25 protein-coding genes and 1 pseudogene are annotated in these 25724 nt (G+C 72.2%); 6 read left to right on the top strand and 20 right to left on the bottom strand.

Annotated elements, in window-relative coordinates:
* The first annotated feature begins 121 nt into the window (after window positions 1-121).
* Window positions 122-1012, top strand: coding sequence for an RNA polymerase sigma-70 factor (locus tag BMW85_RS32680; RefSeq protein WP_177240999.1), 891 nt, complete (start codon window positions 122-124; stop codon window positions 1010-1012).
* A gap of 25 nt (window positions 1013-1037) precedes the next feature.
* Here the strand turns inward: BMW85_RS32680 and BMW85_RS32675 are convergent.
* Window positions 1038-2029, bottom strand: a pseudogene (locus BMW85_RS32675) (epoxide hydrolase family protein).
* A gap of 63 nt (window positions 2030-2092) precedes the next feature.
* On the opposite strand from BMW85_RS32675, the gene BMW85_RS32670 reads away from it, so the two are divergent.
* The 4 genes from BMW85_RS32670 (at window position 2093) to BMW85_RS32655 (ending at window position 6206) form a co-directional block, all read left to right on the top strand.
* Entirely contained in the window at window positions 2093-3064 is a 972-nt protein-coding gene (locus BMW85_RS32670) for a helix-turn-helix transcriptional regulator (protein WP_091089251.1), read from the top strand.
* Window positions 3065-3133: 69 nt separating this feature from the next.
* Window positions 3134-3904: a ThuA domain-containing protein gene (locus BMW85_RS32665; protein ID WP_091089248.1), complete on the top strand. Its 771-nt coding sequence runs from the start codon at window positions 3134-3136 to the stop codon at window positions 3902-3904.
* Between the two features lie 9 nt (window positions 3905-3913).
* Window positions 3914-4960, top strand: a complete 1047-nt coding sequence (locus tag BMW85_RS32660) for a Gfo/Idh/MocA family protein (protein ID WP_091089246.1) — start codon at window positions 3914-3916, stop codon at window positions 4958-4960.
* Window positions 4961-4964: 4 nt separating this feature from the next.
* Window positions 4965-6206, top strand: coding sequence for a hypothetical protein (locus BMW85_RS32655; RefSeq protein WP_091089243.1), 1242 nt, complete (start codon window positions 4965-4967; stop codon window positions 6204-6206).
* Here BMW85_RS32655 and BMW85_RS50540 read toward each other — a convergent pair.
* From BMW85_RS50540 to BMW85_RS32615, 7 genes are all read right to left on the bottom strand, one after another.
* Window positions 6139-7353, bottom strand: a complete 1215-nt coding sequence (locus tag BMW85_RS50540) for a metallopeptidase family protein (protein ID WP_218156027.1) — start codon at window positions 7351-7353, stop codon at window positions 6139-6141. The genes BMW85_RS32655 and BMW85_RS50540 overlap by 68 nt on opposite strands.
* Window positions 7354-7556: 203 nt before the next feature.
* On the bottom strand, window positions 7557-8111 hold the full coding sequence (locus BMW85_RS32640; protein WP_091089240.1) for a cysteine hydrolase family protein: 555 nt from the start codon (window positions 8109-8111) through the stop codon (window positions 7557-7559).
* Window positions 8112-8172: 61 nt separating this feature from the next.
* The gene (locus BMW85_RS32635) at window positions 8173-8538 is read right to left on the bottom strand and encodes a YdeI/OmpD-associated family protein (protein ID WP_091089238.1); all 366 of its coding nucleotides are present in this window, start codon (window positions 8536-8538) and stop codon (window positions 8173-8175) included.
* 5 nt (window positions 8539-8543) lie between these two features.
* Window positions 8544-8957: a VOC family protein gene (locus BMW85_RS32630; RefSeq protein ID WP_091089235.1), complete on the bottom strand. Its 414-nt coding sequence runs from the start codon at window positions 8955-8957 to the stop codon at window positions 8544-8546.
* 198 nt (window positions 8958-9155) lie between these two features.
* Window positions 9156-10664, bottom strand: a complete 1509-nt coding sequence (locus BMW85_RS32625; RefSeq protein WP_091089232.1) for an OmpA family protein — start codon at window positions 10662-10664, stop codon at window positions 9156-9158.
* A 355-nt stretch (window positions 10665-11019) separates the two neighbouring features.
* On the bottom strand, window positions 11020-12030 hold the full coding sequence (locus BMW85_RS32620) for a MaoC family dehydratase (RefSeq protein WP_091089230.1): 1011 nt from the start codon (window positions 12028-12030) through the stop codon (window positions 11020-11022).
* On the bottom strand, window positions 12027-12878 hold the full coding sequence (locus BMW85_RS32615; protein WP_091089225.1) for an HpcH/HpaI aldolase/citrate lyase family protein: 852 nt from the start codon (window positions 12876-12878) through the stop codon (window positions 12027-12029). The genes BMW85_RS32620 and BMW85_RS32615 overlap by 4 nt, the downstream gene beginning before the upstream one ends.
* Window positions 12879-12980: 102 nt before the next feature.
* Here BMW85_RS32615 and BMW85_RS32610 point away from each other — a divergent pair, with 102 nt between their 5' ends.
* Entirely contained in the window at window positions 12981-13664 is a 684-nt protein-coding gene (locus BMW85_RS32610) for a TetR/AcrR family transcriptional regulator (RefSeq protein ID WP_091089223.1), read from the top strand.
* Between the two features lie 13 nt (window positions 13665-13677).
* Here the strand turns inward: BMW85_RS32610 and BMW85_RS32605 are convergent, their stop codons facing one another.
* From BMW85_RS32605 to BMW85_RS32550, 12 genes are read right to left on the bottom strand one after another with little or no spacing between them, the layout of a single operon-like run.
* A complete protein-coding gene (locus BMW85_RS32605; RefSeq protein WP_091089221.1) occupies window positions 13678-14376 on the bottom strand; it encodes a nitroreductase in 699 nt (232 codons plus the stop codon).
* A complete protein-coding gene (locus BMW85_RS32600; protein ID WP_091089219.1) occupies window positions 14373-15587 on the bottom strand; it encodes an NAD(P)/FAD-dependent oxidoreductase in 1215 nt (404 codons plus the stop codon). Before BMW85_RS32600 ends, BMW85_RS32605 begins: the two co-directional genes overlap by 4 nt.
* Window positions 15584-15775, bottom strand: a complete 192-nt coding sequence (locus BMW85_RS32595; RefSeq protein WP_091089217.1) for a ferredoxin — start codon at window positions 15773-15775, stop codon at window positions 15584-15586. The genes BMW85_RS32600 and BMW85_RS32595 overlap by 4 nt, the downstream gene beginning before the upstream one ends.
* A gap of 31 nt (window positions 15776-15806) precedes the next feature.
* The gene (locus BMW85_RS32590; protein WP_091089214.1) at window positions 15807-17126 is read right to left on the bottom strand and encodes a phytoene desaturase family protein; all 1320 of its coding nucleotides are present in this window, start codon (window positions 17124-17126) and stop codon (window positions 15807-15809) included.
* A 4-nt stretch (window positions 17127-17130) separates the two neighbouring features.
* A complete protein-coding gene (locus tag BMW85_RS32585) occupies window positions 17131-17994 on the bottom strand; it encodes an SDR family NAD(P)-dependent oxidoreductase (protein ID WP_091089212.1) in 864 nt (287 codons plus the stop codon).
* 36 nt (window positions 17995-18030) lie between these two features.
* Entirely contained in the window at window positions 18031-19182 is a 1152-nt protein-coding gene (locus BMW85_RS32580; RefSeq protein WP_091089209.1) for an acyl-CoA dehydrogenase family protein, read from the bottom strand.
* Between the two features lie 3 nt (window positions 19183-19185).
* A complete protein-coding gene (locus BMW85_RS32575; RefSeq protein ID WP_218156026.1) occupies window positions 19186-20397 on the bottom strand; it encodes an enoyl-CoA hydratase-related protein in 1212 nt (403 codons plus the stop codon).
* 58 nt (window positions 20398-20455) lie between these two features.
* Entirely contained in the window at window positions 20456-21649 is a 1194-nt protein-coding gene (locus tag BMW85_RS32570; protein ID WP_091089204.1) for an acetyl-CoA acetyltransferase, read from the bottom strand.
* A complete protein-coding gene (locus BMW85_RS32565; RefSeq protein WP_091089203.1) occupies window positions 21646-23019 on the bottom strand; it encodes an OB-fold domain-containing protein in 1374 nt (457 codons plus the stop codon). The genes BMW85_RS32570 and BMW85_RS32565 overlap by 4 nt, the downstream gene beginning before the upstream one ends.
* Window positions 23016-24227: an acetyl-CoA C-acetyltransferase gene (locus BMW85_RS32560; RefSeq protein WP_091089200.1), complete on the bottom strand. Its 1212-nt coding sequence runs from the start codon at window positions 24225-24227 to the stop codon at window positions 23016-23018. The genes BMW85_RS32565 and BMW85_RS32560 overlap by 4 nt, the downstream gene beginning before the upstream one ends.
* Window positions 24224-25501: an acetyl-CoA hydrolase/transferase family protein gene (locus tag BMW85_RS32555; protein ID WP_091089198.1), complete on the bottom strand. Its 1278-nt coding sequence runs from the start codon at window positions 25499-25501 to the stop codon at window positions 24224-24226. Before BMW85_RS32555 ends, BMW85_RS32560 begins: the two co-directional genes overlap by 4 nt.
* Window positions 25485-25715 (bottom strand): hypothetical protein, encoded by a 231-nt coding sequence (locus BMW85_RS32550; RefSeq protein WP_218156024.1) that lies wholly within the window; start codon window positions 25713-25715, stop codon window positions 25485-25487. The genes BMW85_RS32555 and BMW85_RS32550 overlap by 17 nt, the downstream gene beginning before the upstream one ends.
* Window positions 25716-25724: the final 9 nt, after the last annotated feature.

Genomic DNA, 25724 nt, shown 5'->3' with positions numbered 1-25724 from the left:
CCCCACCCCCGTAACAGCCCCGCCATGTGACATAGGCCACCTGCCACCCGTGTTACGCGACGGCCCCGACCGGCGTCTTGTGCGTATGGCAGCGTGGAGCACGAACAGGCAGGAGCAGCACATGAGCGACCACGTCGACTCCGCCACCGAGACGTTCGTCGCCCACCGCAACCTGCTGTTCACCGTCGCCTACGAACTGCTCGGCTCGGCCGCCGACGCCGAGGACGTCCTGCAGGAGACCTGGCTGCGATGGGCCGACGTCGACCTCGGCACCGTACGGGAGAAACGGGCCTACCTGGTGCGGATCGTCACCCGGCAGGCACTCGACCGGCTGCGCGCGCTCGGCCGGCGCAAGGAGTCCTACGTCGGCCCCTGGCTGCCCGAACCGCTGCTCACCGCGCCCGACGTGGCCGAGGACGTCGAACTCGCCGAAAGCGTCTCCATGGCGATGCTGCTGGTCCTGGAGACGCTGCAGCCGTCCGAACGGGCGGTGTTCGTGCTGCGCGAGGTGTTCGACCTGGACTACGACGAGATCGCCGAAGCCGTCGGCAAGAGCCCCAACGCCGTACGCCAGCTCGCCTACCGGGCCAGGACCCACGTCGCCGCCCGACGCCCCCGCGGCATCGCCACCCCGGCCGAGACCCGCGCCGTGCTCCAGGCCTTCCAGCGCGCGATCGAGACCGGCGACCTGCAGAGCCTGCTCGACGTCCTCGCGCCGGACGTCGTCGCCCTCAGCGACGGCGGCGGCGTCCGGCACGCCCTGCTCCGCCCCGTCGCGGGGATCGGGAACGTGGCCCGCCTGCTGGCCATCGGCTGGTGGAGACGCGACGCCGAAAGGTCGGTCGAACCGGTGCAGATCAACGGCGGCCCCGGCCTGCTCGTACGCGTCGGCGGGGAGATCGACGGCGTGGTGGCGGTACGCGTGGAGAACGGCCACGTCGCCGGCGTCTACCACGTACGCAACCCCGAGAAGCTGTCGCGCATGGAACGGGAGACCACCGTGACCCGCTGAACCCGGCGCCCCTGCCGGCCCCTGGTCAGCGGACCTTGCGGAAGAACGCCCGCACATCCTCCACCAGCAGGTCAGGAACCTCCATCGCGGCAAAATGACCACCCCGGCCGAACTCCGACCAGTGGATCACGCTGTGCTCCCGCTCCGCGACCCGCCGCACCCCGCCGTCGCCGGGAAAGACCGCGACCCCGTGCGGAACCTCCGAACGCTCGACCGGCATCCCCCACCGCGCCGAACCCTCCTTGTAGAGCCGCGCGGACGAGGCAGCGGTACGGGTCACCCAATAGATCGTCACATCCGTCAGCAGCTGGTCGAGATCCACCGCGTCCTCGGGCAGATCACGCGCGGGATCCGTCCACTCCTTGAACTTCTCCACGATCCACGCCAACTGCGCGGCCGGGGAATCATGCAGACCGAACGCCACCGTCTGCGGCCGGGTCGCCTGGATGTTCGCATAACCCGCCCTGTCGTGATCGGCGTAAACCCGCAGGCGAGCCCGCTCGCCCTCCGTCAGGCCCGCCATCTCGGCCGGGTCGAGAGTGGGGAAACCGAGCGCGCCGTTGACGTGCACACCCACCACCCGGTCAGGAGCCAGGCGCCCCAGCTCCGGAGAGATGACCGCACCGCTGTCACCCCCCTGAGCGCCGTAACGCCCGTAACCGAGGCGGCCCATCAGCTCCGCCCACGCGCGCGCCACCCGGAGCAGGTCCCAGCCGGTCTCGCGGGTGGGACCGGAGAAACCGAACCCGGGAATGGACGGCGCCACCACGTCTGGCCGTCGATCACCGTGGTGAACTGCGGGTACTCGTTGAGCGCCGCCTCGTGCTGCCGCCAGTCGTACCCGCTGCGCCAGTGTTCGGCCAGCCGCTTCACGTACGAGACCGGGATCCCGTACGACCAGCCGACACCGGGCAGCTCGTCAGGCCACAGAGTGCGCGCCAGCCGGTCATGCAGATCATCGAGCACGGATTGCGGAACATCGATACGGAACGGGCTGATCTCGCCGGTGAACGTCATGAAGAGCACGCTACGGACCAGTTAGGACAGAGCCGGTCCTAGCCGTCAGGCAATCTGGAGAACATGTTGGAGACCTCGGCCCGGCTGCTCAAACTGCTCTCACTCCTCCAGACCCACCGGGAATGGTCCGGCCTCGAACTGGCCGAACGCCTCGGCGTGACCGCCCGAACCGTCCGCCGCGACGTCGGACGCCTGCGCGAGCTCGGCTATCCCGTTCACGCCACCGCCGGCACCCCCGGCTACCGGCTCGGCGCCGGCACCGACCTGCCGCCGCTCCTCCTGGACGACGACGAGGCGGTGGCGGTCGCCGTGGGACTGCGGACGGCCGCGGGAGGCTCCGTCGCGGGCATCGAGGAGACCTCCGCACGAGCGCTCGCCAAACTGGAACGGGTGCTGCCGTCCCGGCTCAGGCAGCGCGTGCACGCCCTGCAGTCGATGACCGTGCCGATGAACAGAGCAGGCTCCGCGGTGGACCCGGCTGCCCTCACCGCGATCGCCGCCGCCTGCCGCGACCACGAGACCCTGCGCTTCGACTACCGGACGCACGACGGGCAGGACAGCGCCCGCGCCGCCGAGCCGTACCGGCTCCTCCACTCCGGGCGGCACTGGTATCTGCTGGGCTGGGACACCGGCCGGGCCGGCTGGCGCACCTACCGCGTCGACCGGTTGCGCCTGCGGACGCCGAACGGACCCCGCTTCGCCCCCCGCGACCCGCCCGACACCGACCTGGCCGCCTACATGTCCCGGTCCATCTCCAGCGCGCCCTACCGGTACCAGGGTCGCTTCACGATGCACGCCGCCGCCGAGGTCGTCGCCGAGCGCATGCCGGCCACGGTGGGGACGATCGAGCCCCTCGACGAACGTTCCTGCACGTTGTCCACCGGCTCGAACGACCTGGACGAGCTCGCCATGTGGGTCGTGCTCATGGACATCGACTTCGACGTGCATGAACCGCCCGAACTCGTCGATCGTTTTGGTGTTCTTTTCGCTCGGCTGGCCAGGGTGGTGAAAACGCCGAGCGCCTTTACAAAGTAGATCACTAGTTCCGGGGTGGGAGCGGCGGGGGAGGAAAAGGGGCGACGATCGACGACCGGAAGGAAACGGATGGCGGCCAACGTCCCACCCCCAGCCGACGACGACACAGCCGATGTCCCGCTCAACGTCACCGTGTGGAGCGAGAACTACCACGAGCAGCGCGAGGAGGACGTACGCCGCCGCTACCCCACCGGCATCCACGGCGCCATCGCCGACGGGCTGCGCGAGGCGCTGGGCCGGCGGGCACGGGTCCGCACCGCCGTCCTGGAGGAGCCCGAGCACGGGCTGACCGACGAGATCCTCGCCGCCACCGACGTGCTCACCTGGTGGGGGCACATGGCGCACGAGGAGGTGGACGACAAGATCGTCGAACGCGTACGGCGCCGCGTGCTCGGCGGCATGGGCCTGCTGGTGCTGCACTCCGGCCACTACTCCAAGATCTTCCGCTCGCTCATGGGCACCACGTGCACGCTCAACTGGCGCGACGCCGGCGAACGCGAGCTGGTCTGGACGGTCTCCCCCGGCCACCCCATCGCCCGCGGCGTCCCCCACCCGCTGGTCATCGAGGCGCAGGAGACCTACGGCGAGCCGTTCGGCATTCCCCAGCCCGACGAGCTGGTCTTCGTCAGCGGCTTCGCCGGCGGCGAGGTGTTCCGCAGCGGCTGCTGCTACCGCCGCGGCCTCGGCCGTGTCTTCTACTTCAGCCCCGGCGACCAGAAGTACCCCGTCTACCACCACCCTGACGTACGCCGGGTGCTGGCCAACGCGGTCCTGTGGGCCGCCCCGGACGCCGGGACCGGCGAGCCGCTCCAGAACGCCCACACCCCGATCACCTGGTAGGGAGGCACGATGACGTCAGCGACGTTCGCGACCGTGGAAGCCGACCGGCCGCTGCGCGCGGTGGTCGCCGGAGCCGGGTTCATCGGCGGGCAGTGGGCGCCGGAGCTGCTCGCCCATCCCGGCGTCGAGCTGGTGGGCTGGGTGGACGTGGCCCCCGAACGGGCCCGCGCCGCCGCCCACGCCCTGGGCCTGGACGACCTGCCCACCGGCGCGTCCCTGACCTCGCTGCTGGACGGCGAGGAGCCCGACTTCCTCGTCAACTGCACCGTCCCGCAGGCCCACCACGAGGTGACGGTGACGGCGCTGCGCCGCGGGGTGTCGGTGCTGAGCGAGAAGCCGATGGCGGTCACCCTGGACGAGGCCCGCGCCATGGTGCGCGCCGCCGACGAGTCCCGCCGGCTGTTCGCCGTCAGCCAGAACCGCCGCCACCAGCGCGGCCTGGTCGCCTACCGGCGCACCGTGGCCGAGCTGGGGCCGCTCGGGCTGATGACGTCGGAGTTCTTCATCCCGTACCGGGGGGCGGCGTTCCTGTCCACGCTGGAGCACCCGCTGCTGCAGGACATGGCGATCCACCTGTTCGACGCGGCGCGGGCGGTGTCGGGAGCCGATCCGGTGGCGGTGTACTGCGAGTCGTTCCGGCCGGCGTGGACCTGGTATCCGGGCGCGTGCTCGGCGACGGCGATCTTCGAGATGACCGGCGGGCTGCGCTACACCTTCACCGGGAGCTGGTCGGCGCCCGGCCTGCCGACCTCGTGGACCGGCTCCTGGCGGGCGGCCGGCACGCGCGGCACCGCCCTGTGGGACGGCGAGGGCGATCCGGTGGCCGAACCGGCCAAGGGCGAGGTCGTACGGGCCTACAAGCGGGAGGACGACCCCTACCCGGAGCGGCCTCGGCGCTTCGGCGGGCTGGCCGAGGGGCTGGCGGAGTTCGTGACCGGGTTACGCACCGGGCGGGCGCCGCAGGGCGAGTGCCACGACAACATCCGCAGCCTCGCCATGGTCACGGCGGCCCTGGAGTCGGCCCGTACCGGGATGCGAACGCCTGTCACGACTTAGCGGGATGTGGTTCGCTGAGCGGATACCGATCCTCCGCGCCGCGCTCGTGAGCGGCCTGCCGGCGCCCGCGGCGGCCGCGCTGCTGACCCTGGCCGGGCGGCCCGAGCCCGCCGGGCCGCTCACCGGCGTGCTCGCGGGCCTGCTGTTATGGGGATCGCCGGCCGCTGCGGCCCTGGCCACCCTGTGGGGAGGCGCGTGGGCGGTGCTCGCCACCGAGCTGGCCGGGATCGAGACCGCCGACGCGATGGGGAGCTGGTTGGAGTGGCCCGGTTGGCCCGGGTGGGCGGTGGGGGCCGTGCTCGCATACGCGCTGGCCGCCCGGCCCATGCCCGGTGGCGTCCCGCGAATGCCAGGTGGGATCTGGCACGTGCTCGGTCGCGTCCGGCACCTGCCCGGCGGCGGCCGGCATGTGCCGGATGGTGTCCGGCGCTCCCCTCTTCCGGTGGCGGCGGTGACGGTCGCCGCCGGAGCGGGGGCGGCGCTGGTGGCGGGGCAGCTCGCCGCCGCCCAAGCGGCCGGGCTGACGCTGTGGACGGATTACCACCCGTACGACGGGCCCGGCTGGTACCGGGACGTCACCTCCGCCCTGTGGTACCCGGCTGCCTCCGTCGTGCTGGCGTCGGTGCTCGCCGGGCGGCTGCGGGGTGGGCGCGAGGCGTGGGCCGCCGTGCCCGTCGCCGCCTGGCTGGGCGCGGCGCTGGCCGGTGGCCCGCTGCAGTACGCGCAGGCCCTCGGCGCGACCGGCGATCCCCCGGGCGTGGCGCTGCTGGCCTCACTGGCGGGCGGCGGGATCGGGGCCGCCGCCGGAGCCCTCGCGCTGCGCCATCCGGGGGCCGGAGCGGGACTGGTGTGCTTCGTCGTGCTCCGCACCCTGCAGGCCCTCGACCGCGCCCCCGGAGAGTGGCCGGAGCCCGTCGAGGCGATGGCGGACCCGGTGCTCCTGCTGGTGCCGTTCGTGGTGGTGGCGGTGGTGGCGGCCCGCGCGGCGCGACGGGCCGCGCGGATGGGGCCCGGCCTCGTCGCGGGCCTGGCCGGGCCCCTCCTCGTCTGGGCCGTGTACGCGGCGGTCGGGGCCCGGGCCTACGACCACAGCACGCAGAGCGACCCGTACCTGCAGGCGCTGCTGACCGCGTTCCTCGCCCCGGCCGTGGCCCTGGCCGCCGCCCGGCTCGCGGTGCTCACAGGCCGTAGCGGCTCTTCAGGTGACGCCACCAGTCACGGAACATCCACGCGTCGAAGTCCGTGATCGACGTCGCGCTGCCGGCCTTCATGAGGAAGCAGCACACGCCGGTCGGCGTCCAGTCGTAGAAGTCGTCCAGCCCGAACGAATGGCCTATCTCGTGCAGCAGGATGTGCATGCTGGCGGTGTTCAGGTTGGACATGTAGTACTCGCTGCCGACCCGCTGCCCCCAGTCACCTCCCGCTCCCCCGGAGAACCCGGCGGTCAGCCACAGCGACATGTCGTAGTGGTGGGACGCGCCGCCCGGGCAGTTCGGGTAATTGCCGCTCTGGTTGAAGAAACGGCCGCACGGCTCGGCGCACTGAGGCGCGTTCTCGCGGATGTTGTTGACGTAGACGTCGACGCTGGTGTCGCTCCACTGGAGCTGGGCGCGGTCGCGCACGGCCCAGCCGACGACCTTGAGCGGCACCTCCGCGTACGGCCAGCCGTTGTGCCCGGCCATGACGTCCATCCACTTCTTGAACTGGCGGGCCAGCGCCGCGTGGATCTGGTCACGCTGGGCGGCGGTGACGGTGGCGCTGGAGTCCCAGCGGACGCAGTAGTTGATGGAGCCGCGGTTGGCCATGATCTGGTCCCAGCCGTAGTTGCGGAACCCGTACGGGTTGGGGTACGTCGACTCGACGTGCCGCCACACCTCGTCGAGCGGGGTGACGAGGGAGGCGGGCGGGTTCCAGCCGCTCGTGCCGCCGCCGGTGTCCGGCGCGAACGCCCGCACCTCCAGCAGCCCGACCGACCCCTGGCCGCTCTGCAGCACCACCCGCAGCCGCGTGGTGCTGACCTGGGCGAAGGACGCGGTGTTGTAGGTGTCGGCGGCCACCGGATATGTCCCCGGCACGTCGGCGTAGGCGCTGCCGGTCCAGTACTGGAGTTTCCAGGACGCCGGGACGCGCACGCCGCCGCCGTCGTCGAAGAAGTACACGTCGGCCGAGCGCAGGGTCTGCGTGGCCGGCCAGGTCAGCTCGGCCCATTGCGTGCCGGTCTGGGGCCAGGTGCCCCAGCGGCGGTTGACGGTGTCGTTCGAGCGGGGCGGGTCGATGCCGTCGTTGATCGCCGCCACGCTCTCCCACGTGGAGGTGTAGGAGGCCGACGGGGTGGCCGAGCGGGCCACGTTGGTGTCCGCCGCGGCCTCCCGCAGCGGGAAAAGTAACGTCATGAGTAGCAGGAGGGGCAGGATTGCCAGGCGTCTCATGGGTCGGGTCCCCTTTGGTAGCGCTAACATGCCCTGACACGCGACTCCGTCGTCCCGTGCGAGCTTTGATCGCACGCCACCGGTAAGGCGTCAACCGGCGCCCGGACACGGCGCCGGACGACCTGCGGCTTCCTCCTGAAACTTTCACTTCACCCGAGCCAGCGCCTTTACAATGTAGATTTTTGTGCGAAGACGTCGCGGGACGGGGTCAGGCGCGCCGACATGTTGCGTTCCATCATGCGCAGCGCCGCCTCGCCGAGGTCCTCGTGGATGGCGGCCACACAGTCCGGCGGCACCGTCAGGTCGAAGTGGCGCACGTACGCGTCCAGCGCGCTGTAGAGCACGCACTGCTCCGTCACCTGCCCCGCCAGCACGACGGTCCCGATCTCCAGGTGAGACAGCAGGTACTCCAGGGACGTGCCGAAGAACGCGCTGTGACGCACCTTGGGCAGGAAGGCGCACTCCGCCGGCGGCAAAATCGGCTCCACCAGGTCCGGCCGCTCCCCCTCCATCGCCCGCTTCTCCAGTTCGTGCCGGTCGGCGGAGAAGTCGCCGTAGTTGTCGTTGACGTAGATCAGCTCCACGTCGTCACGCTCACGGGCGCGGGCGACGAGCCTCGCCAGAGGCTCAACGGTCGGCGCGACGTGCCGGGTGAGCTTGTCGGCGTCCTGATGGTCATAGGGGTTCAACATGTCGATGACGACCAGCGCGGATTTAGTCATGGCCCTTCCCTTCTCCGGAGGGCCATGACTAATCGGGCTGTCGGTAAGGAACGTGTCACGGTCATCGCTGGGCGGGCCAGCGGCCGGTGGCCTTGGCGGTCTCGATCGCGGCGTGGCCTGCCGGGCGCATCCGGCCGGCGGCCGTCAGCGCCTCGGCCCTGGCGACGTTGATGCTGGACCAAGGGCTCCGGCGGGCGCGCGGCGAGTAGCGCTGCAGGTAGTGGTCGCCGTCGAACTTCCTGCGGTGGCTGTCGATCCAGCCGTGGCACAGCGCCTCGTCCAGGGCCTCGTCGATGGTGACGGTCGTCGCGCCGCTGTTCTTCTTGGCTATCAGCAGCCAGACGTCGCGGGCGCTGTCGTGGTGCCCGGCCAGCCATGCCCGCCACGCGGCGGCGTCGGGCAGGAGCAGGGCGTCGTCGCCGGTCATCGTGGTCAGCCGTTCCGGCCGGCGAGGACGTCCATGTAGTGCTGGTTGACCATGATGCCGAGGATGTTGCCGAACGGGTCGCGCACCGAGGCGGTGACGAACCCGGGGCCGCGCTCCGTCGCCTTGTCGAACGGGGTGGCCCCCATCTCCAGCAGCCGCGCCCAGGCCGCCTCCAGGTCGTCCACGGCCCAGTAGGCGATCGCTCCGCCGCCCTCGGCGCTCCAGCCGTCCGGGGCGTAGCGCGCGTCGACGATGCCGAGCTCGTGCTGGTAGTCGCCGACGCGGAACTCCACGTAGGCCGGGTCGCCCTGCTCGGGCCGCTGGAAGTAGGCCCGTACGCCGAAGAGCTCGGCGTACCAGTCGCGGGCGGCGACGACGTCATGGGCGAAGAAGCTGATGGTGGTGAGTCCGCGGAGCATGTCTCTCTGCCTTCCGTACGGTGGCTTGTGAGATCGATGCTTCCAGGCAAAGTGCTCACCCAATGAGCACTTTTCTCGGCGGCTTCGGAATGACCGCCGGCCCCTCCCCCAGCCGCCAGGGCTGCGAGCCCGCCCCTGACAGCGCGACGTGTCAGCGCCGCAGACGGTGGCCGTCGTGCCCGTGCCGCCGACAGACAGTCACCCGCTGACGGCTACACCCCTCATTGGGGTGAACCCGAAGAGGTTGACGTCGACGCTGGTCACGTCGGCGGGCGGCGCGGTCATGAGCACGAACATCCGGATGTGCTCCCCGGGCCCGACCTTGGTCAGGATGGGCGTCGAGCAGACGCAGCGTTCCGGGTGGCGGTCCCCTGCTGTCATCAACGGGAAGTAGCGCGTCCCGGCGGCGTCGGTCAGCGCGAGCCAGAAGAAGTCGATTTTGACCGCGAGCACGGACCCGAACCTCTCGGCGTCACGGTCCCAGGCGCCGCTCTCCAGGCGGACCGGACCGCCCTCACCGGTGTGGCGGAAGTCGACGGTGGCGATGAGTGTCCTGCCGCTGAGCCGGCGCAGTTCGAGGAGGTCGGCCGACAGGCCGGTCAGCTCGCGCTGCCCGGTGGCGGTGGCCACGGCCGGACCGGGCGTCGCGGAGGCTTGGGTGGTGGAGGGAGCAGAAGCGGACCCGGGACCAGAGGGGGCCGAAGTCGCCTCCGGGCCAGGCTGGGACGCGACGGCACTCGCCCGCTCGAACGTCACCTCGACCCGCCGGTTGCGGGCACGGGCCTGGTCGGAGTCGCCCTTGTCGGCCGGCTCGTCCTCGCCCCTGCCTTCGGTACGGAACCTCGCGTCCGGGACGAGCGCGGCGAGCGCTTGTTCGACCGCCTTGGCGCGGCGCAGGGACAGGGCGAGGTTGTAGCGTCCGGTGCCGACGTCGTCGGTGTGGCCGACGATGTGTACGGCGCCCGTGGCCTCGGCGTCGATCCGGTCAGCGGTGCGGCGCAAGATCTTGCGGGCCTGGGAGGTGAGCCTGGCCTCGTCGAAGGCGAACAGGACGTCGGTGTTGAGCGCGATCTCGACCTGCTTGTCCGACTCTGCGACCGAGGACGTGGTGCCGGACAGGTGGGTGGCGAGCGGGACGGTGGTGGGAAAGGCCGCCGTGATGGCCGCGGCGTCAGGCTCGTCGTCCAGTCGGGCGCCAGTGCCCGCGGGGCTGATCGGCAGGGGCGCGGTGACGCCCGCATGGTGGAAGCCGACCGCCACGCTGGTCGTCTCCGGCGGGACCTGATAGACGGCCCAGTGCTGGGCGGGCGCGCCGGGCGTGGCCTTCGCGAAGAAGTCCGGATAGCTGCACAGGCAGGGGGCCCGGCGGTCGATGTCCTCCTTGCGCATCGGGTAGTACGCGCTCAGGCGCGGATGGTCCAGCAGGTAGAAGCCGGAGAAGGCGCGGGTGTCGTCGTAGAGCGTGGTTCCGGGCAGACCGGAGGCCCTGAAGCCGGCCACCCTGACCATGCCGGTCTCGGCGCTGATCCGGAAGCGGGCGGTGACCGATGTCGGGGTGGTGCGCTCCAGCCCGATCACCTCGATCTTCGCGCCGCCGTGATCGTCGTCGTGGCCGTCGCCGTACAGGGTGGCCAGGGCGGGCCCGCCGGCGGTCTCGGGCGTTGCGGCGGATGCGGAGCCTGCGGAGGTGGCGGAGACCGACGGCACCGGGGAGGCTTCGGGCGGGGTGGCGGCGGATGCGGTGGCGGCGGATGCGGTTGGCTGCCGCGGCTGGGAACTCCCGCCCGGTAAGGGCACGAGCCCGCATCCGCCGAGGAGTAACGCCGCGATGCCGATCCTGGCCGCCGAACCGCACCTGAGAGTCATAGATCGTTATTTATACCGATATATCAGGCAGCGCGTTCGCCGATCCTCGGGAACGGGGCCGTGGAGAAGACCACCTCGACCGGCACGTCGAAACGGCTCCAGCGAGGCCAGGTGGTCGAAGGTCGCCTTCGGAATCGAGAACCGCTTCGAGAGTGGCAGGCCGGCTTCCACCGTTGCGGCACAGCTCCCGCCCGGCCTACGCCATCACGGCGACGAAGCGCCAGTCCAGCACGTCTCGCGGCTCGCCGTCGCCGGCCGTCGCCTTCACCAGCGAGCGGAGATGGACCAGCCCGCCGCCGCCGGGCAGCGGCTGGCGGCGCTCGGCCAGCACCTCGCTGGACAGCGTGTCGCCTTCACGGACCGGCCCCAGGTGGTCGCAGCCGTGCCAGGCCACGACGGCGACGAGGTTCGGCAGGGCCCGTGCGACGTGCGACAGGGCGAGACCGATCGTGTGACCGCCGTACACCAGCCGGCTGCCTCCGGCGGCCCTGGCGTCATGGTGGACCTGTGCGACATTGAGGGTGAGTCTGGCCAGCTCCGGAGCGCTGGACACCACGTCTCCCCCGCCCACCTGCCGGCTTTCGCCCTCGGCGACATCGGAGAAGTGCCGGCCAGGGACCTGCTCCCTGAACCGGTCGAGCCGCCAGCCCTTCAGCAACTCGGCCGTCCTGGCGGCGAGTTCGGCGTCGGAGACCCGCTCCCCCACCTGGTCGAGGTCCGCGTCATGACCCGTCAGCGTCCCGGGGTCGCGCAGCGGCAGCATGGCACAGCGCCAGAAGTCCAGCACCGGGCGTCCTCGCTGGTCCACCGTGGTCATCCGCAGGACCGCCAGTCCCGTGGGACGGCGGCCCGGTTTCGCCCGGTTCTGGCGCAGCGCCACCACCTCTGTGGAGGTGCGGAGGGTGTCGCCGATCACCGGCAGACGGCGGAAGGCGAGGCCGCGGTAGAACAGGTTCGCCTTGACGTGGTGGGTGACGAGAGTGGACTGCCCGATCGCCACGTCCCAGACCAGCGCCGGATGAGCCAGCGGCTCTCCTCCCGTCACCTCCCGGCAGAGGTCGGAGTCGAGCGGCAGGCGGAGCCGGTCGCCCACGATGGCCTGGTGAGTGGCGCCGTGCCCCTCCGTCAAGGTGAGGCCCGGCGCGCCGTCGAAGACCTGCCCGACCGTCAGCTCCTCGAAGTACGGCCCTTCGGCGATCGTCGTCATCGCTGCATCCCTTCCGCCCGGGCCAGGACCCGCCTGGCCGCGACCGCCACCGCTTCGTCGATCATCTTCCCTTCCCGTTCCACCGCTCCCGCCTCGGACCCGCGCAGCGCGTCGAGCACCGCGCGGGCCTCGGCCACCTCGTCCGTGCTCGGGGTGAAGACGCCGTTGACGGTGCCGAGCTGACGTGGATGGATCACCCACTTGCCGTCGAAGCCGAGTTCCCTGGCGCGCAGCACGGCGCGCCGGAACGCCTCGTCGTCGGCGACGCCGAGCCAGGGGCCGTCGATGGCCGCCAGGCCCGCGCTGCGCGCGGCGATCAGGACCGCGTCCTGAGCGTACGACCAGCTGTCCGCCGTCCGGCCGAGAGATGCTCCGAGGTCGGCGTAACCGAGAACGAGGGTACGCAGCCGCGGCGAGGCCGTCACGATCTCCCGCAGGTTGGCCAGGCCCTTGGCGGTCTCGATCAATGCCTGCACGCCGATCGGCCGGTCCCGTCCCGCCGCCGTCTCCACGCCGTCGAGCAGCCTGTCCAGGAACTCGAGGTCTCCCGCGCTCTCCACCTTCGGCAGCACGATGGAGGCGGGCAGTCCGTCCAGCCCCGCCGAGGCGATGACGTCCAGATGGCACCACGCGGTGCGCGGCGCATTAACCCGGACCGCGACCTGGCCGGCCGCGCGGCGGGGAAGCGCGGCGAGCATCCCGCGTGCCTCGTCCTTGCGCGCGACCTGTACGGCGTCCTCAAGGTCGAGCACGACCTCGTCGGCCGCGGAGTCCCACGCCTTGCGGATCTTCCTGTCGTCGGTGCCCGGCACGGACAGGCAGGAACGAGGAGGGACGGCATCGATCATTCGGCTCTCCCGAAGTGTCTAATTTATATTAAATTAAAGCAGATTCTCCTGTGTCTCGCCCACTCGGGCGTCGGTGACGGTGGCCGGCAGTAGAATCGCCGGGTGTCCAGGAGAGTTGCCGGTTCGGAAGACAGTTCCAAGTCAGCGCGGACGCGCGAGCGGATTCTCGACGCGGCGGCGCACGTGCTCAGCCGTAAGGGCTACGCGGGCACCCGCCTCAGCGACATCGCCGACCAGGCACAACTGCAGGCACCGGCCATCTACTACTACTTCGGCTCCCGCGAGGAACTCATCGAAGAGGTCATGTGGACCGGAGCCCAGCGCGTCCGCGAACACGTGACCAAGGTCCTCGACGAACTTCCCGACGACACCACCCCGATGGACCGCATCTGCGCCGCCGTCGAGGCCCACCTGCACCTCGAACTCGAACTCTCCGACTTCGCCACCGCCGTGATCCGCAACTCCGGACAGATGCCCGAACACCTGCGCACGAGGCAACTCGCCGAGGAGGCCGCCTACGGCAAGGTATGGCGCAACCTCTTCCAGGACCTCCACGAGGACGGCCAGTTGCGGCCCGACCTCGATCCCCGCACGGCCCAGCTGCTGGTGATGGGCGCGCTCAACTGGGCGGCCGAGTGGTGGAACCCCCGACGTGACACCTATGAGACGGTCGTCCGCACCGCACAGTCCCTGGTCCGCCACGGCCTGAGCAGCCGATCACAACTGGTCGAGGAGGCCGGAGAGACCCCCGCCACCGCGGCGCGGCGGAGGCGGTCGTCCCGCTGATCCACGGCGAGGGTCACCGGTCTCGCCGGTCGACGACGTTGCCCGGTTCCTCCCGGCCGGTACGGAATGCGTTGGCCGGATGCCGCTCCTCGGCATAGCCGAGAGAGACGACGCAGACGATCACGCGGTCCTCGGGGATCCCGAGATGCGCTCGCACGGTGTCGGCGTGCATCGCCGGCGCGGCCTGCGGGACCGCCGAGACGCCCAGGCTCTGCGCGGCCATCAGCAAGGTCGACACGTACGCGCCGCAGTCGATGGCGCCGTACGGGCCGAGCGACCGGTCGGACGTGATCACCGCCACGTGGGGCGCGCCGAAGAAGCGGTAGTTCTCCAGCAGCTGGCGCCTGCGTCCCTCGTGGTCCTCCCGTTCGATGCCCAGGCTGCGGTAGAGGGCGTAGCCGGCCTCGCGCCGCCGTGTCAGGTAGACGCCGCGGTACTCCTGCGGCCCCGGCAGGTCGGCGCGCCCCTGCCCGGTCGAGGCGGCGGCGTAGAGAGCGGTACGGAACCTCTCCGTCGCCTCGCCGCTGGTCAGGATGACCTGCCAGGGCTGGGAGTTGCACCAGGACGGGGTCCGCTGGGCCAGGGCGAAGATCCGGTCGAGGAGGTCGCGCGGCACCGGGTCCGGGCGGAAGGCACGGCAGCTGTACCTCTCCGTGAGGATCCGCTCCAGCGCGTCGCCGAGCCCGCCGTCGAGCCCGCCGCCGGTGGTCAAGCCGTCTCCAGGGCCGAGCGGCGGCGGTCGGCGAACTCCAGCCCGTCCGCCCAGGAGGCACCCCGCATGATCAGAGCGCGATATTTCATGATCTGCGTCTGGCCGTTGAGCGTGAGAGCGCCGGCCAGCCGGTCGCCTTCCCGGTAGAGGGCGACGAAGCGGTCCCCGCCGGGGTCCCCGTCGACCACGCGGACCTCCTCGGTCGCCGGCACTCCGACGAACTGGATGCGGGAGTCGTACCAGTCCGACCAGAAGTACGGGACGGTGGAGTAGGGCTTGGCGTTCGCCGGGTCGAGCGCGTTGCGCGCCGCCGTGGCTCCCTGCTCGGCCGCGCTGGTCCAGTGTTCCAGCCGCATGTGGCGGCCGAAGGCCGGGTTGTGCCAGCGGGCGACGTCGCCGGCCGCGTACACGCCCGGAGCCCCCGTGAACAGGGTCTCGTCGCAGACGACCCCGTCGTCGAGCGACAGCCCCGCACCCGCGAGCCAGCCGGTGGCGGGGACGGCCCCGATGCCGGCCACCACGAGGTCGGCCGGGAGCACCGTCCCGTCGGTGAGCCGGACCCGCTCGACCCTGCCGTCGCCCTCCACGGCGGCCACGCCGGTCCCGCACCTGAGGTCGGTGCCGTTGCGGGCGTGCAGGGCGCCGCACGCGCGGCCCATGGTCTCGCCGACGGCGCGTACCAGCGGGGTGGGCAGCGCCTCGACGATCGTCACGTCCAGGCCCCGCTTGCGGGCGGCCGAGGCGACCTCGGAGCCGATGAACCCGGCTCCCACCACGACCGTGCGGGCGCCGTCGTCGAGCGCCGAGCGCACGGCGAGCGCGTCGTCGCGGGTGCGCAGCGTGTGCACCCCGGTCAGGCCGCCGGTGCCCGGGAGGGTCCTGGCCGCGGCTCCGGTCGCGATGACGAGGGCGTCGTAGCCGAACTCCCGCTCTCCCGCCGTGACGACCCGGGCGGCGGTGTCCAGCGCCGTCGCCGGCGCGCCCAGCACGAGCCGGACCCCGAGCTCGTCGCGCAGCACCTCCTCGGTACGGAAGGCGGGCAGCCCGGCGCCGTCGAGGAACGCCTTGGACAGCGGCGGCCGGTCGTAGGGCAGATGAGGCTCGGCGCCGATGAGCACGACGGAGCCGTCGAAGCCGCTCTTCCTGGCCGCCTCGACCGCGCGGAGCCCCGCGAGGGAGGCCCCGACGACGACGAGCCGCCGGCCGCTCATGGCTCCAGCCGCAGAGCCTCGGTGGGGCAGCCCTCGATCGCCTGCCTGACCCCGTCGAGGTCCTCGTCGGAGACCGTCTCGGTCAGCAGGATCAGGTCTCCGGCGTCGTCGACCTCGAAGCAGTTCGGGGCCAGCGACTCACAGATGCCCAGGCCGGTGCAGGCGCTCCGATCTACGATGATCTTCATCAGTCTCTCCTTGGTGAACGCGGGCGGCGGCTCAGCGGCCGGCCGCGACCGGATGCCGGGCCGCGATCTGCTCGACGACGAGCTTGGCGGTCTCGGCGCAGGCGGTGGTGCCGCCGTTGGCGTACTCCTTGACCCCGTCACCGACGTTCCACAGGTTCGGGATCGGGGTGGCCGGGGCCAGGTCGAAACCGGCGACGGCGCGCTGCGGCGGCCAGGAGTCGCGCATGACGGCGGTGGACAGCACGCGCGCCCGGTCGAAACCGGGCACCTGCTCGCGCAGGTCCTCCATGATCAGCTCGGTCTCCGCCGCCTCGTCGAAGTCGCCGACGGCCGGCTTGGGGACGCCGGCCGCGGCGTACAGGTGCCAGCCCTCCGGCGCCATCTCGGGGCACAGGTCGGTGAAGTTGGCGATGTAGCACAGGCGCCGGGTCTTGCCGAAGCTCAGCATGCCGGGGGCCTCGATGAGCCGTTCCCTGCTGGCGATGTTCACGGTGATCATCGAGGAGGGGCGGTCGCGCCGCCTGACCTCCTCGCGGTAGTCGGCGGGCAGGTGGCCGGCGCCGACCAGGTCCACGGTCGCGACCGGTCCGGCGTCACTGACCGCGACCCGGCAGCCGACCTCGACGTTCTCGCCGCCGCGCGTGACCACCGCTCCGGTGACCAGGCCGTCGGTGAGGGTCAGGGACCGCACCTCGCTGTCGAGCCAGACCTCGCCGCCGTTCCTGGTCACCACGTCGGCGAGCGCCCGCCAGGCGCCGATGGTGCCCTCCGGGTGGTAGCCGAACTTCTTGAAGGCGCTCTTGCGGGTGAAGTAGGTGAGGAAGACCCGGGCGGGCAGTTCCTCCGAGCCGACCGCGAAGATGGACGCGCACATGTTGCGGAACATGCCGTGCACGTTCTCGTTCTTGGTGTACTTCGACACCCACTCGGCGGTGGTGAGCTCCGCGTCCGGCAGCCCGCTGTCCTCGCGGGCGGCTCCGAGGCCCTGGACCAGCTTGGCCCCCTGCCGGGTGAGCTTGCCCAGCAGGAATCCCCAGCCGCCGCCCGTCACGTCGATGTCCTTGCCGCCGATCCGGTAGAGGATCGGGGGCTTGGGCATGCGCACGTCGTAGGGGGCGCCGACCTCGGCGAAGGTCTCCTCGGTGACCCCGCCGAGCTCCAGCACGATGGCGCCGTTGTTGACCTTGAAGCCGTCGATGTCGTACGTGGACGCGCGCCCGCCGACCCGGTCCAGCCGCTCCACCACGAGCGTGCGGTAACCGAGGTGCGAGAGCCGGGCGGCGGCGCACAGGCCGCCGGCGCCGGCCCCGATGACGAGGGCGTCGAAGTCGGTGGTCGTCGTGTTCGTCATCGGCTCAGCCCACCCTGTTGACGGCCGCGACCGCCCCGCTCATGTCGGTGATCTCCGCCCACCGCTCGCCGACCTGCTCGATCGTCGGCACCTCGGCGAAGGTGACGCCCTTGGACTCGTAGAGCTGCACCCGGGTGCAGAGGCCACCGCCGACGACGACCACGGTGCCGCTGTCGGCGCACTCGTCGGTGAGCAGGTGGCCGACGATCGGCGCGACGTGCGCGGCCGGCAGCTTGGCCAGCAGCTCGGGCGGCGCGATGTCCTCCGTCATGCGGGTGGCCGCCTGCGGCGCGACCGCGTTGGCCAGGATGTTGTACTTGCGGCCCTCGATGGCGAGGGTGTTGATCAGGCCGACCATGCCGAGCTTGGCGGCGCCGTAGTTGGCCTGGCCGAAGTTGCCGTACAGGCCGGTGTTGGAGGTGGCGACCACCACCCTGCCGCGCCCCTGCTCCCTGAAGTGCGGCCAGGCGGCGCGCACGACGTGGTAGGTGCCGTTGAGGTGGACCTGGATCACCGCGTCCCACTGCTCGTGGGTCATCTTGTGGAAGGCCACATCGCGCAGGATCCCGGCGTTGCTCACCACGCCGTCGATGCGGCCGAAGGCTTCCAGCGCGGTACGGACGACGCCGGCGCCGCCCTCCTCGGTGGCCACGCTGTGGTAGTCGGCCACCGCCTGCCCGCCCGCCCCGGTGATCTCGGCGACCACCGCGTCGGCCATGCCGCTGCCGGAGCCCGTGCCGTCACGCGCGCCACCCAGGTCGTTGACCACGACCTTCGCCCCTGAGCGGGCGAGCAGCAGCGCGTACTCGCGGCCGAGCCCTCCTCCGGCGCCGGTCACGGCGATCACGCGGTCCTCTACACCTGCCATCGATGGAACCTCTTTCGTCTCTGGGAAAGCGTGCGGTCAGTAGGAAGGGGGCAACTGGAGGCTGTGCTGGGCGACGTAGTTGAGCACCATCTCCCGGCTGACGGGGGCGGTGCGCAGCAGCCGGGCCGCGAACCACAGGTCGGCCAGGCCGTACTCGCGCGACAGCCCGTTGCCGCCGTGCGTCTGGATCGCCTGGTCGAGCGCCTTCAGCGAGGCGTCGGCGGCGGCGAACTTCGCGATGTTGGCCGCCTCGGCGGCGTCCTCGCCGCAGTCGTACAGCTCGGCGGCGCGGGCGGTGGCCAGCCGGGCCAGCTCGACCCCGATGTACGCCTCCGCGAGCGGATGCGACACGCCCTGGTGGGCGCCGATCGGCGTGGACCACACCTGCCGCTCCCGTGCGTAGCGGGCGGCCTTGTCCAGGGCGTAGCGGCCGATGCCGTTGCTGAGCGAGGCCGCCAGGATGCGTTCGGGGTTGAGGCCGGCGAACACCTGGCGCAGGCCGCGGCCCGCCTCGCCGATCAGCGACTCCGGTCCGATGCGCACGTCGTCGAAGAAGACGGTGAACTGCTTCTCCGGGACGACCAGTTCGGTGACGATCTGCTGGGCGCGCAGGCCGGGAGCGTCGACGGGCACCACGAACAGCGAGAGGGGGCTGCGTCCCGACGGGCTCTCCTCGCCGTCGCGGGCCACCACCAGCAGCGCCTCGGACTCGTCGACCCCGGAGATGTAGTACTTGGCGCCGGTCAGCAGCCAGCCGTCGCCGTCCCGCTGCGCGGTGGTGGTGACCGCGTGGCTGTTGGTGCCGGCGTCCGGCTCGGTGAGCGCGAACGCCATCTTCCTGGTCCCGGCGGCCATGCCGGGGAGCCAGTCGCGCTTCATCTCCTCGGAGCCGTGCCGCCAGACGATCGAGGCGGTGATGGCGGGCGAGATGACGCCCATCAGCAGCGGCATGCCGTGCGCCGCCAGCTCTTCGAGCACCACGCCGTACTCGCGCAGGCCGCCTCCGCCGCCGCCGTACTCCTCGGGCAGGTGCACGCCGAGGAATCCGGCCTCGCCCAGCTCGGACCACAGCTCGTCGACCCGGCCGCCGGCGCGGGCGCGGTCGGCGAAGTAGGCGTGGCCGTACCGTTCGGCGATCTTGCCGACGCTCTGCCGGAGCAGCCGCTGCTCCGCGGTGTCTGTGTTCATGGGTTACCGTCCCTGGAAGTCGGGTTCGCGCCTGCTCTTGAATGCCTCGATGCCCTCGGCCGAGTCGGCGGTGGCGGTCGCCCGCCCCTGAGCCCGCTGCTCGGCGGCCAGCTGCTCGGGCAGGGTGTGGTGCCAGCTCTCGTGCAGGAGCCGCCGCAGCTCGGCGAAGGCGCGGGTCGGGCCGGCGGCGAGCCGCCGGGCCACGGCGAGCGCCTCGTCCTCGATCGTGCCGGTCGCCACGACGCGCGTGACGATCCCCCACTCCTGCGCCTCGCGGGCGCTCAGCACGCGGGGTTCGAGGAACAGCTCCGCCGCCCGCCGGTATCCGATCATCCGGGGCAGGAACCAGGTGCTGCCGCCGTCCCCGGACAGGCCGAGTGCGCTGAAGCCGAGGGCGAACTTGGTGTCCTCGGCCGCGAGCACGAGGTCGGCGCAGTGCATCAGGCCGAGCCCGCCGCCCGCCGCGGCGCCGTGGACGGCGCAGACGATGGGCACGTCCAGCAGGGCCAGCCGGTCGAGCGCGTCGTGGTAGGGCGTGATCATCGTGTCGACCAGGCCGGCCAGCTCCGCGTGCGGGGTCGAGGCGAACAGCTTGACGTCCCCGCCCACGGTGAACGCCGGTCCCTCTCCGGTCAGCAGCACCGCGCGCAGGCCGGGGGTCTCGGCGCAGCGCAGCGACACCTCCTGGAGGTCGAGCGCCATGTCGAGGTCGAGGGCGTTGCGTGCGGCGGGCCGGTCGAGCCGGATCCGGGCCAGGCCGTCGCTGATGTCGAAGCCGACCACGGTCAGCTCTCTGCGTCCGGCCTTGTCCGCCGGGGGGCGGCCGTGCAGCGCCTCGGCCCAGCGGGCGCTGTCGGTGTACTGCACCAGCTCGGAGATCCGGCCGTCGGTGAACCGGAGCACGTGGGCGAAGCCCGCGTCTACGGGCGCCCCGGTGGCGCGGGCCTTGCCGACGTACCTGCCGGTCACCAGGAGCCCGCCGCCGGCGAGCTCGTGGAAGTCCTGAGGCTCGGCCCGGACCCGGAAATGCTGCCCGATGCGTCCCCAGAACTTCCGCCACGCCTCCTCGGAGCCGCTGTAGACGCCGCCCAGGTCCAAGGGCAGACCGTCGGTGGCCCTGACGACGAAGCCCGGGTGCAGCAGGTGCGCGAGCCGGGCCTGGTCGCCGGTGGTCAGCGCGACGTAGAGATCGCGAGCCGCCTGGACTTCCTTCACCGTGAGTTCCTCCACTCGTATTTAATCTAATCTAGACTAAAAAATCGGCGCATGCCAATCAGCCGAGCTCGGAACCGACCACGGAGACGAAGGACACACACGCCCCCGGGCGTCCGCCCAGGTTGTGGGTCAGGGCCAGCCGGGGCTCCGCGAGCTGCCGCTCCCCCGCCTCGCCGCGGAACTGCAGCCAGCACTCGTAGAGCATGCGCAGGCCGCTCGCCCCGACCGGATGCCCGAAGGACTTCAGGCCGCCGTCCGGGTTGACCGGCAACCGGCCGCCCAGCTCGAAGGCGCCGTCGAGACTGTCCCGCCACGCCTCGCCCCGCCCGGCGAAACCCAGGTCCTCCATCAGCACCAGCTCGGTCGGCGTGAAGCAGTCGTGGACCTCGGCCAGCGAGATCTGCGTGCGCGGATCGGTGATCCCGGCCTGCCGGTAGGCGTCCTCGGCGCTGCGCACGACCTCGGGGAAGGTGGTGTAGTCGTAGCCGGTGTCCATCGCGGCGCGTCCCGGCGCGGCCGACAGCGCCAGCGCCTTCACGTACACCGGACGGTCGGTGTAGAGGTGGGCGTCCTCGGCCCGGACGATCAGCGCGCAGGCCGCGCCGTCGGAGACCCCGGAGCAGTCGTACACGCCGAGCCGCCCGGCCACCAGCGGCGCCGCGTCGATCTTCTCCTTCGACACCGCCGAGCGGAACTGCGCCTTGGGGTTGAGCGCCCCGTTGGCGTGGTTCTTCCACGCCACATGGGTCATGGCGGCCCGCATGTCCGCGGGATCCACACCGTACTTCGCGCAGTAGGCGGGGTCCAGCAGCGAGAACGCGGCCGGCGCGGTGAGCGTGTTCTCCGGCGCCGTGCCGTCACCCGGCGGGTCGGCCCGGGTCAGGCCGGAGAAGCCGGAGTCCTTGAGCTTCTCCACGCCGACCGCCATGACCTTGTCGTACGCCCCGGACGCCACCGCGTAGCAGGCGTTGCGGAACGCCTCCGAGCCGGTCGCGCAGTAGTTCTCGACGCGGGTGACCGGCCGGTAGTCCAGGGCGAGCGCGCGGCTGAGGGTCAGCCCCGACTGGCCCGAGCCGAGCGTCCCGAGCCAGTACGCCTCCACGTCCGCGAGCCCGGTGCCCGGCACGGCCGACAGGCACTCGCGCACCGCGTCGATCACCAGGTCGTCGGTGGACGCCGACCAGTGCTCGCCGAAGCGCGTGCAGCCCATCGCGACGATCGCGACCCGGTCGCTGATCCCTCTGGCGCTCATCTCTCCTCCTCCACGGGCCGGACCTTCCAGAAGTAGTTGTGGGTCCCACCTGCCGTGTAGAGCCTGCGGAACGTCGGCTCGACCCGCATCCCGATCGCCACCTCGGCGGGCGAGGCGTCGGCCAGCTCCATCGTGTACCGCCCTCCGCCGTCGAAATCGACCACCACGTCGATGAGGGGCGGCGAGGGCGAGTAGGCCAGCCGGTCGGCGGTGAAGGTGACCACCGTCCCCCGGGTGGCCGACAGCGGGAGCGGCTCCATCGCGTCCACGGCTCCGCAGCCCTTGCACACCCGTGCCGCCGGCAGGTGCGCGAACGCGCAGCGGCCGCAGCGCGACCCGGTGAACGCGAACTTCCACGCCTGCGACCGGGCCGACGGGGGCGCGGCGGGCAGGTCGGGCTCCGGCCGTCGGGGCGGCTCCCGATCCAGCAGGCCACGCCAGGTCAGGTAGGTCGCGTACGCGACGTCGCGGCCGGCGGCGAGCTGGGCGGCCAGCGGGTGCGCCTGCCGCCCCTGCGCGATGCGGCCGGTGACGCGCAGCACCAGCGCGTCGCAGCCGTCCGCGGCGGCGAGCAGCAGCACGCTCTCGCCCGGCGCCGCCCGGTCCAGCACGTCCGCCAGGGCCAGCCCGGCGTCCGCCGCGCCGGCGTGTCCCGGCAGCCGCCCGGCGGGGACCCGCGCGGGGAACAGCGCGCTCGCCCGCCTGGCCACCAGCGGGTTCGGCGAGGTGACCACGACGTGGTCGGGCTCGGTGACGCCGGCCTCCTGCAGTGCCCGCCGCCCCGCCTCGGTCACCAGCGGCAGGTAGCTCTCCAGGCCGAAGCGGTCCTCCCACCGGCGGGAGGCCGGTTCACCGGGCAGGCGCCAGCGGTCGAGGAACTCGGCCGTGACCGACACGCGGGCGGCGAGCTCGGCGATCGCCTCGTCCGGCCCGCCGAAGAGGAACGCCGCGGCGCCGTCCGCCCCGCCCCGCTCGTCGGCCGAGCCCGGCAGGCCGGTCCGCACGTCGGCGAGCACGGCGAGCCCGCCGGCGGCGGCCGCGGCGAGCAGCGCGCCCGTGCCGGAGCGCGCCGACCCCGCCAGATCGACCGCCAGGCCGTCCCGGCCCAGCCCCAGGGCCGCGTGCAGGGCCGCGGCGTTGGTCTTGTCCAGGTACGCGGGCGAGGTCGTGGCGAAGAAGATGGCCCCGGGCGGGCCGGTCAGCGCCCGCCGGGCGGCCTCCACGCCGAGAGTGGTGCTGTCCTCGTCGAAGGAGGCGGCCACCCGCGACCCGGACCCCGATTTGACCCCGAGCGCGGCGCCCAGGTCCGCGTGCCGCAGCCGGTGCCGCGGCAGGTAGCTGGCGTAGGCGACGATCCCGTGCCCGGTCATGACACCCCCTCGAACAGGGCGGCCATTCCCTGGCCGCCGCCGACGCACATGGTCTCCAGGCCGTAGCGGCCGCCCCGGCGGCGCAGCTCGTACAGCATCGTGGTGAGCATGCGCACCCCGGTCGCGCCGATCGGGTGCCCGAGCGAGATGGCCGACCCGTTGACGTTCAGCCGGTCGTCCAGCTCGGCGGGGTCGTCGAACCCCCATCCCTTGAGCACCGCGAGCACCTGGCAGGCGAAGGCCTCGTTCAGCTCCACCAGGTCGAGGTCGTCGAAGCTCACCCCGGTCCTGGCGAACAGCCTGCTGACGGCCGGCACCGGGCCGAGCCCCATGGTGGCCGGCTCGCAGCCGGCCGCCGCCCAGCCGACCAGGAATCCCAGCGGCTCCAGCCCGAGCTCGTCCAGCTTGTCCTCGGCCACGACCAGGCAGGCGGCGGCGGCGTCGTTCTGCTGGCTGGAGTTGCCGGCGGTCACGGTGCCGCCCGGCGTGATCGTGCGCAGCCTCGCCAGCGTCTCGACGTCGGAGTCCGGGCGGATGCCCTCGTCGCGGGAGAAGGTCACCGGGTCACCGCGCCGCACCGGCACCTGGACCGGGACGATCTCCTCGGCGAAGGCGCCCGCCTCCCAGGCGGCCGCCGCCCGATGATGGCTGCGCACGGCGTAGGCGTCGGCCTGCTCGCGGCTGATGTCGTACTCGCGGGCCAGGTTCTCGGCGGTCTCGATCATGCCGGAGATGGGGCCGAACCGCCATTCGGGCTGGGACCGCTCACGCCCCCGGTCGAGCCGGTCGTACAGTTGCACGCCGCCGGACCGGCTGCCCCAGCGGACCTGGGTGGAGTAGTGCTCGACGTTGCTCATGCTCTCCACGCCGCCGGCGATCACGACGTCGGCGGCGCCGGTCTGCACCATCATCGCGGCGGTCACGACCGCCTGCAGGCCGCCGCCGCAGCGCCGGTCGAGCTGGAAGCCGGGCACGTGGACCGGCAGGCCGGCGTGCAGGGCCGCCCAGCGGCCGATGGACGGCGTCTCGGAGTTGGCGTAGGACTGGGCCATCGCCACGTCCTCGATCAGCTCGGGGTCGATGCCCGAGCGCTCGACCACGGCCTTGATGACGGTGGCGGCCAGGTCCTCGACCGGTACCGGGCGCAGTGATCCGCCGAACGTCCCGACCGGTGTGCGGACGGGGGCGACGATCGCGGCTCTTCTCATAGCGGGCACTCCTTCTCGAGCGCGGGGCGGTGGTCTGGGTGGGAGATGGCGAGCATCGCGGCCACACGCTCGCCGAGCGGCAGGCCGCGCAGGTCGGCGACGCCGTGCTCGGTGACGATGAGCCCGGCGTCGCAGCGCGGCGTGCTCACCGGCCCGCTCAGGTTCGCCACGATCCGGCTCGCCGTCCCTCCTCCCGCCGCGTTCACGGTGGAGGTCAGCGCCACGATGGGCAGGCCGCCGCGGGAGCGGGCGGCCCCGCGCAGGAAGTCGACCGCGCCGCCGACGGCGCCGACGTACGCGCCGCGCGCGACCTCGGCGTTGATCTGGCCGGTGAGGTCGACCTCGATCGCCGAGTTGATCGCCACGAAGCGGTCCTGCGCCGCCAGGACCTCGGGATCATGGGTGTAACGGGTGTCGCGCAGCTCGATCGCCGGGTTGCCGTCGGCGTAGCCGAACAGCCGGGCGGTGCCCATGAGCGCTCCGGTGACCGTGCGGCCGCGGTCGAGCGACTTGCGGGCGTTGGTGATCACCCCGGCCTCCATCAGGTCGGCCACGGCGTCGCCGATCAGGCCGGAGTGCACGCCGAGATGGCGGTGCCCGGCCAGCCGGGCGACGATCGCCTCGGGCAGCGCGCCCAGCCCGAGCTGCAGCGTGGCGCCGTCCTCGATCAGGGCGGCGACGTGGTCGGCCACCCGCTGCTCGGCGGCGCCCGCCTGCTTCGCGGCGATCTCGGCCGGCGGCCTGGAGGTGTGCACCACCAGGTCCAGCTCAGCCGCGGTGAGCGTGCGCGTCCCGTGCGTCCAGGGCACCTGGTCGTTCACCTCGGCGATGACCACGCGGGCCCGGTCGATGGCGGCGGAGAGGTACTCCTCCGCGAGGCCGAGGCTGTGCCGCCCGGCCCCGTCGGCGGGCGAGAGCTGGACCAGGACGACGTCGACGGGCAGGGCGCCGCTCTCGATGAGGTACGGGAGCGTCGAGTAGTGGCCGGGCAGGATGTCGAGGACGCCGGCCCGGTGCAGCGCCCGGTTGCCGCCGCTGCCGCAGTAGGACAGGAACGACACGTGATCGGCGTGCTCCGGGCGTACCGTGCCCGAGGCGGGCGCCCCGACGAAGCATCGCAGGCCGCCGATCGCGGCGCGCTGCTCCATGAGCCGTTCGGTGAGGGTGAGCGGCTCCGCGCACGCCTGCCCCCACAGGACCGTGTCACCGGGCCTGATGTGGGCGGCGAGGTCGAGCCGCCCGGCCTGGTCCGGCACCTCAGGCACCGTCGGCATCGTCGGCTCTGTCGCTCCAGCGGCCGGCGGACGGGTCTATCAGCTCCCGCAGCCGCTCGTCCGGCGCCCAGGCGATGCTCTCCAGCTCCAGCGCGTCGAGATGACGGACGTGGCCGCTGCGCAGATCCTCCAGCCGCAGCCGTGGCCCGTTGGCGTCCAGGTCGAGGCTGACCGCCACCTCCGCGAACTCGCTTGCGATGATCCACTGATTCACGGTGTGACC

It is taken from the genome of Nonomuraea wenchangensis (genome assembly GCF_900111685.1).
Classification (GTDB): Bacteria; Actinomycetota; Actinomycetes; order Streptosporangiales; family Streptosporangiaceae; genus Nonomuraea; species Nonomuraea wenchangensis.
The sequence above is the reverse complement of the archived record's forward strand: the minus strand, read 5'-3'. Positions and strand labels throughout refer to the sequence as shown.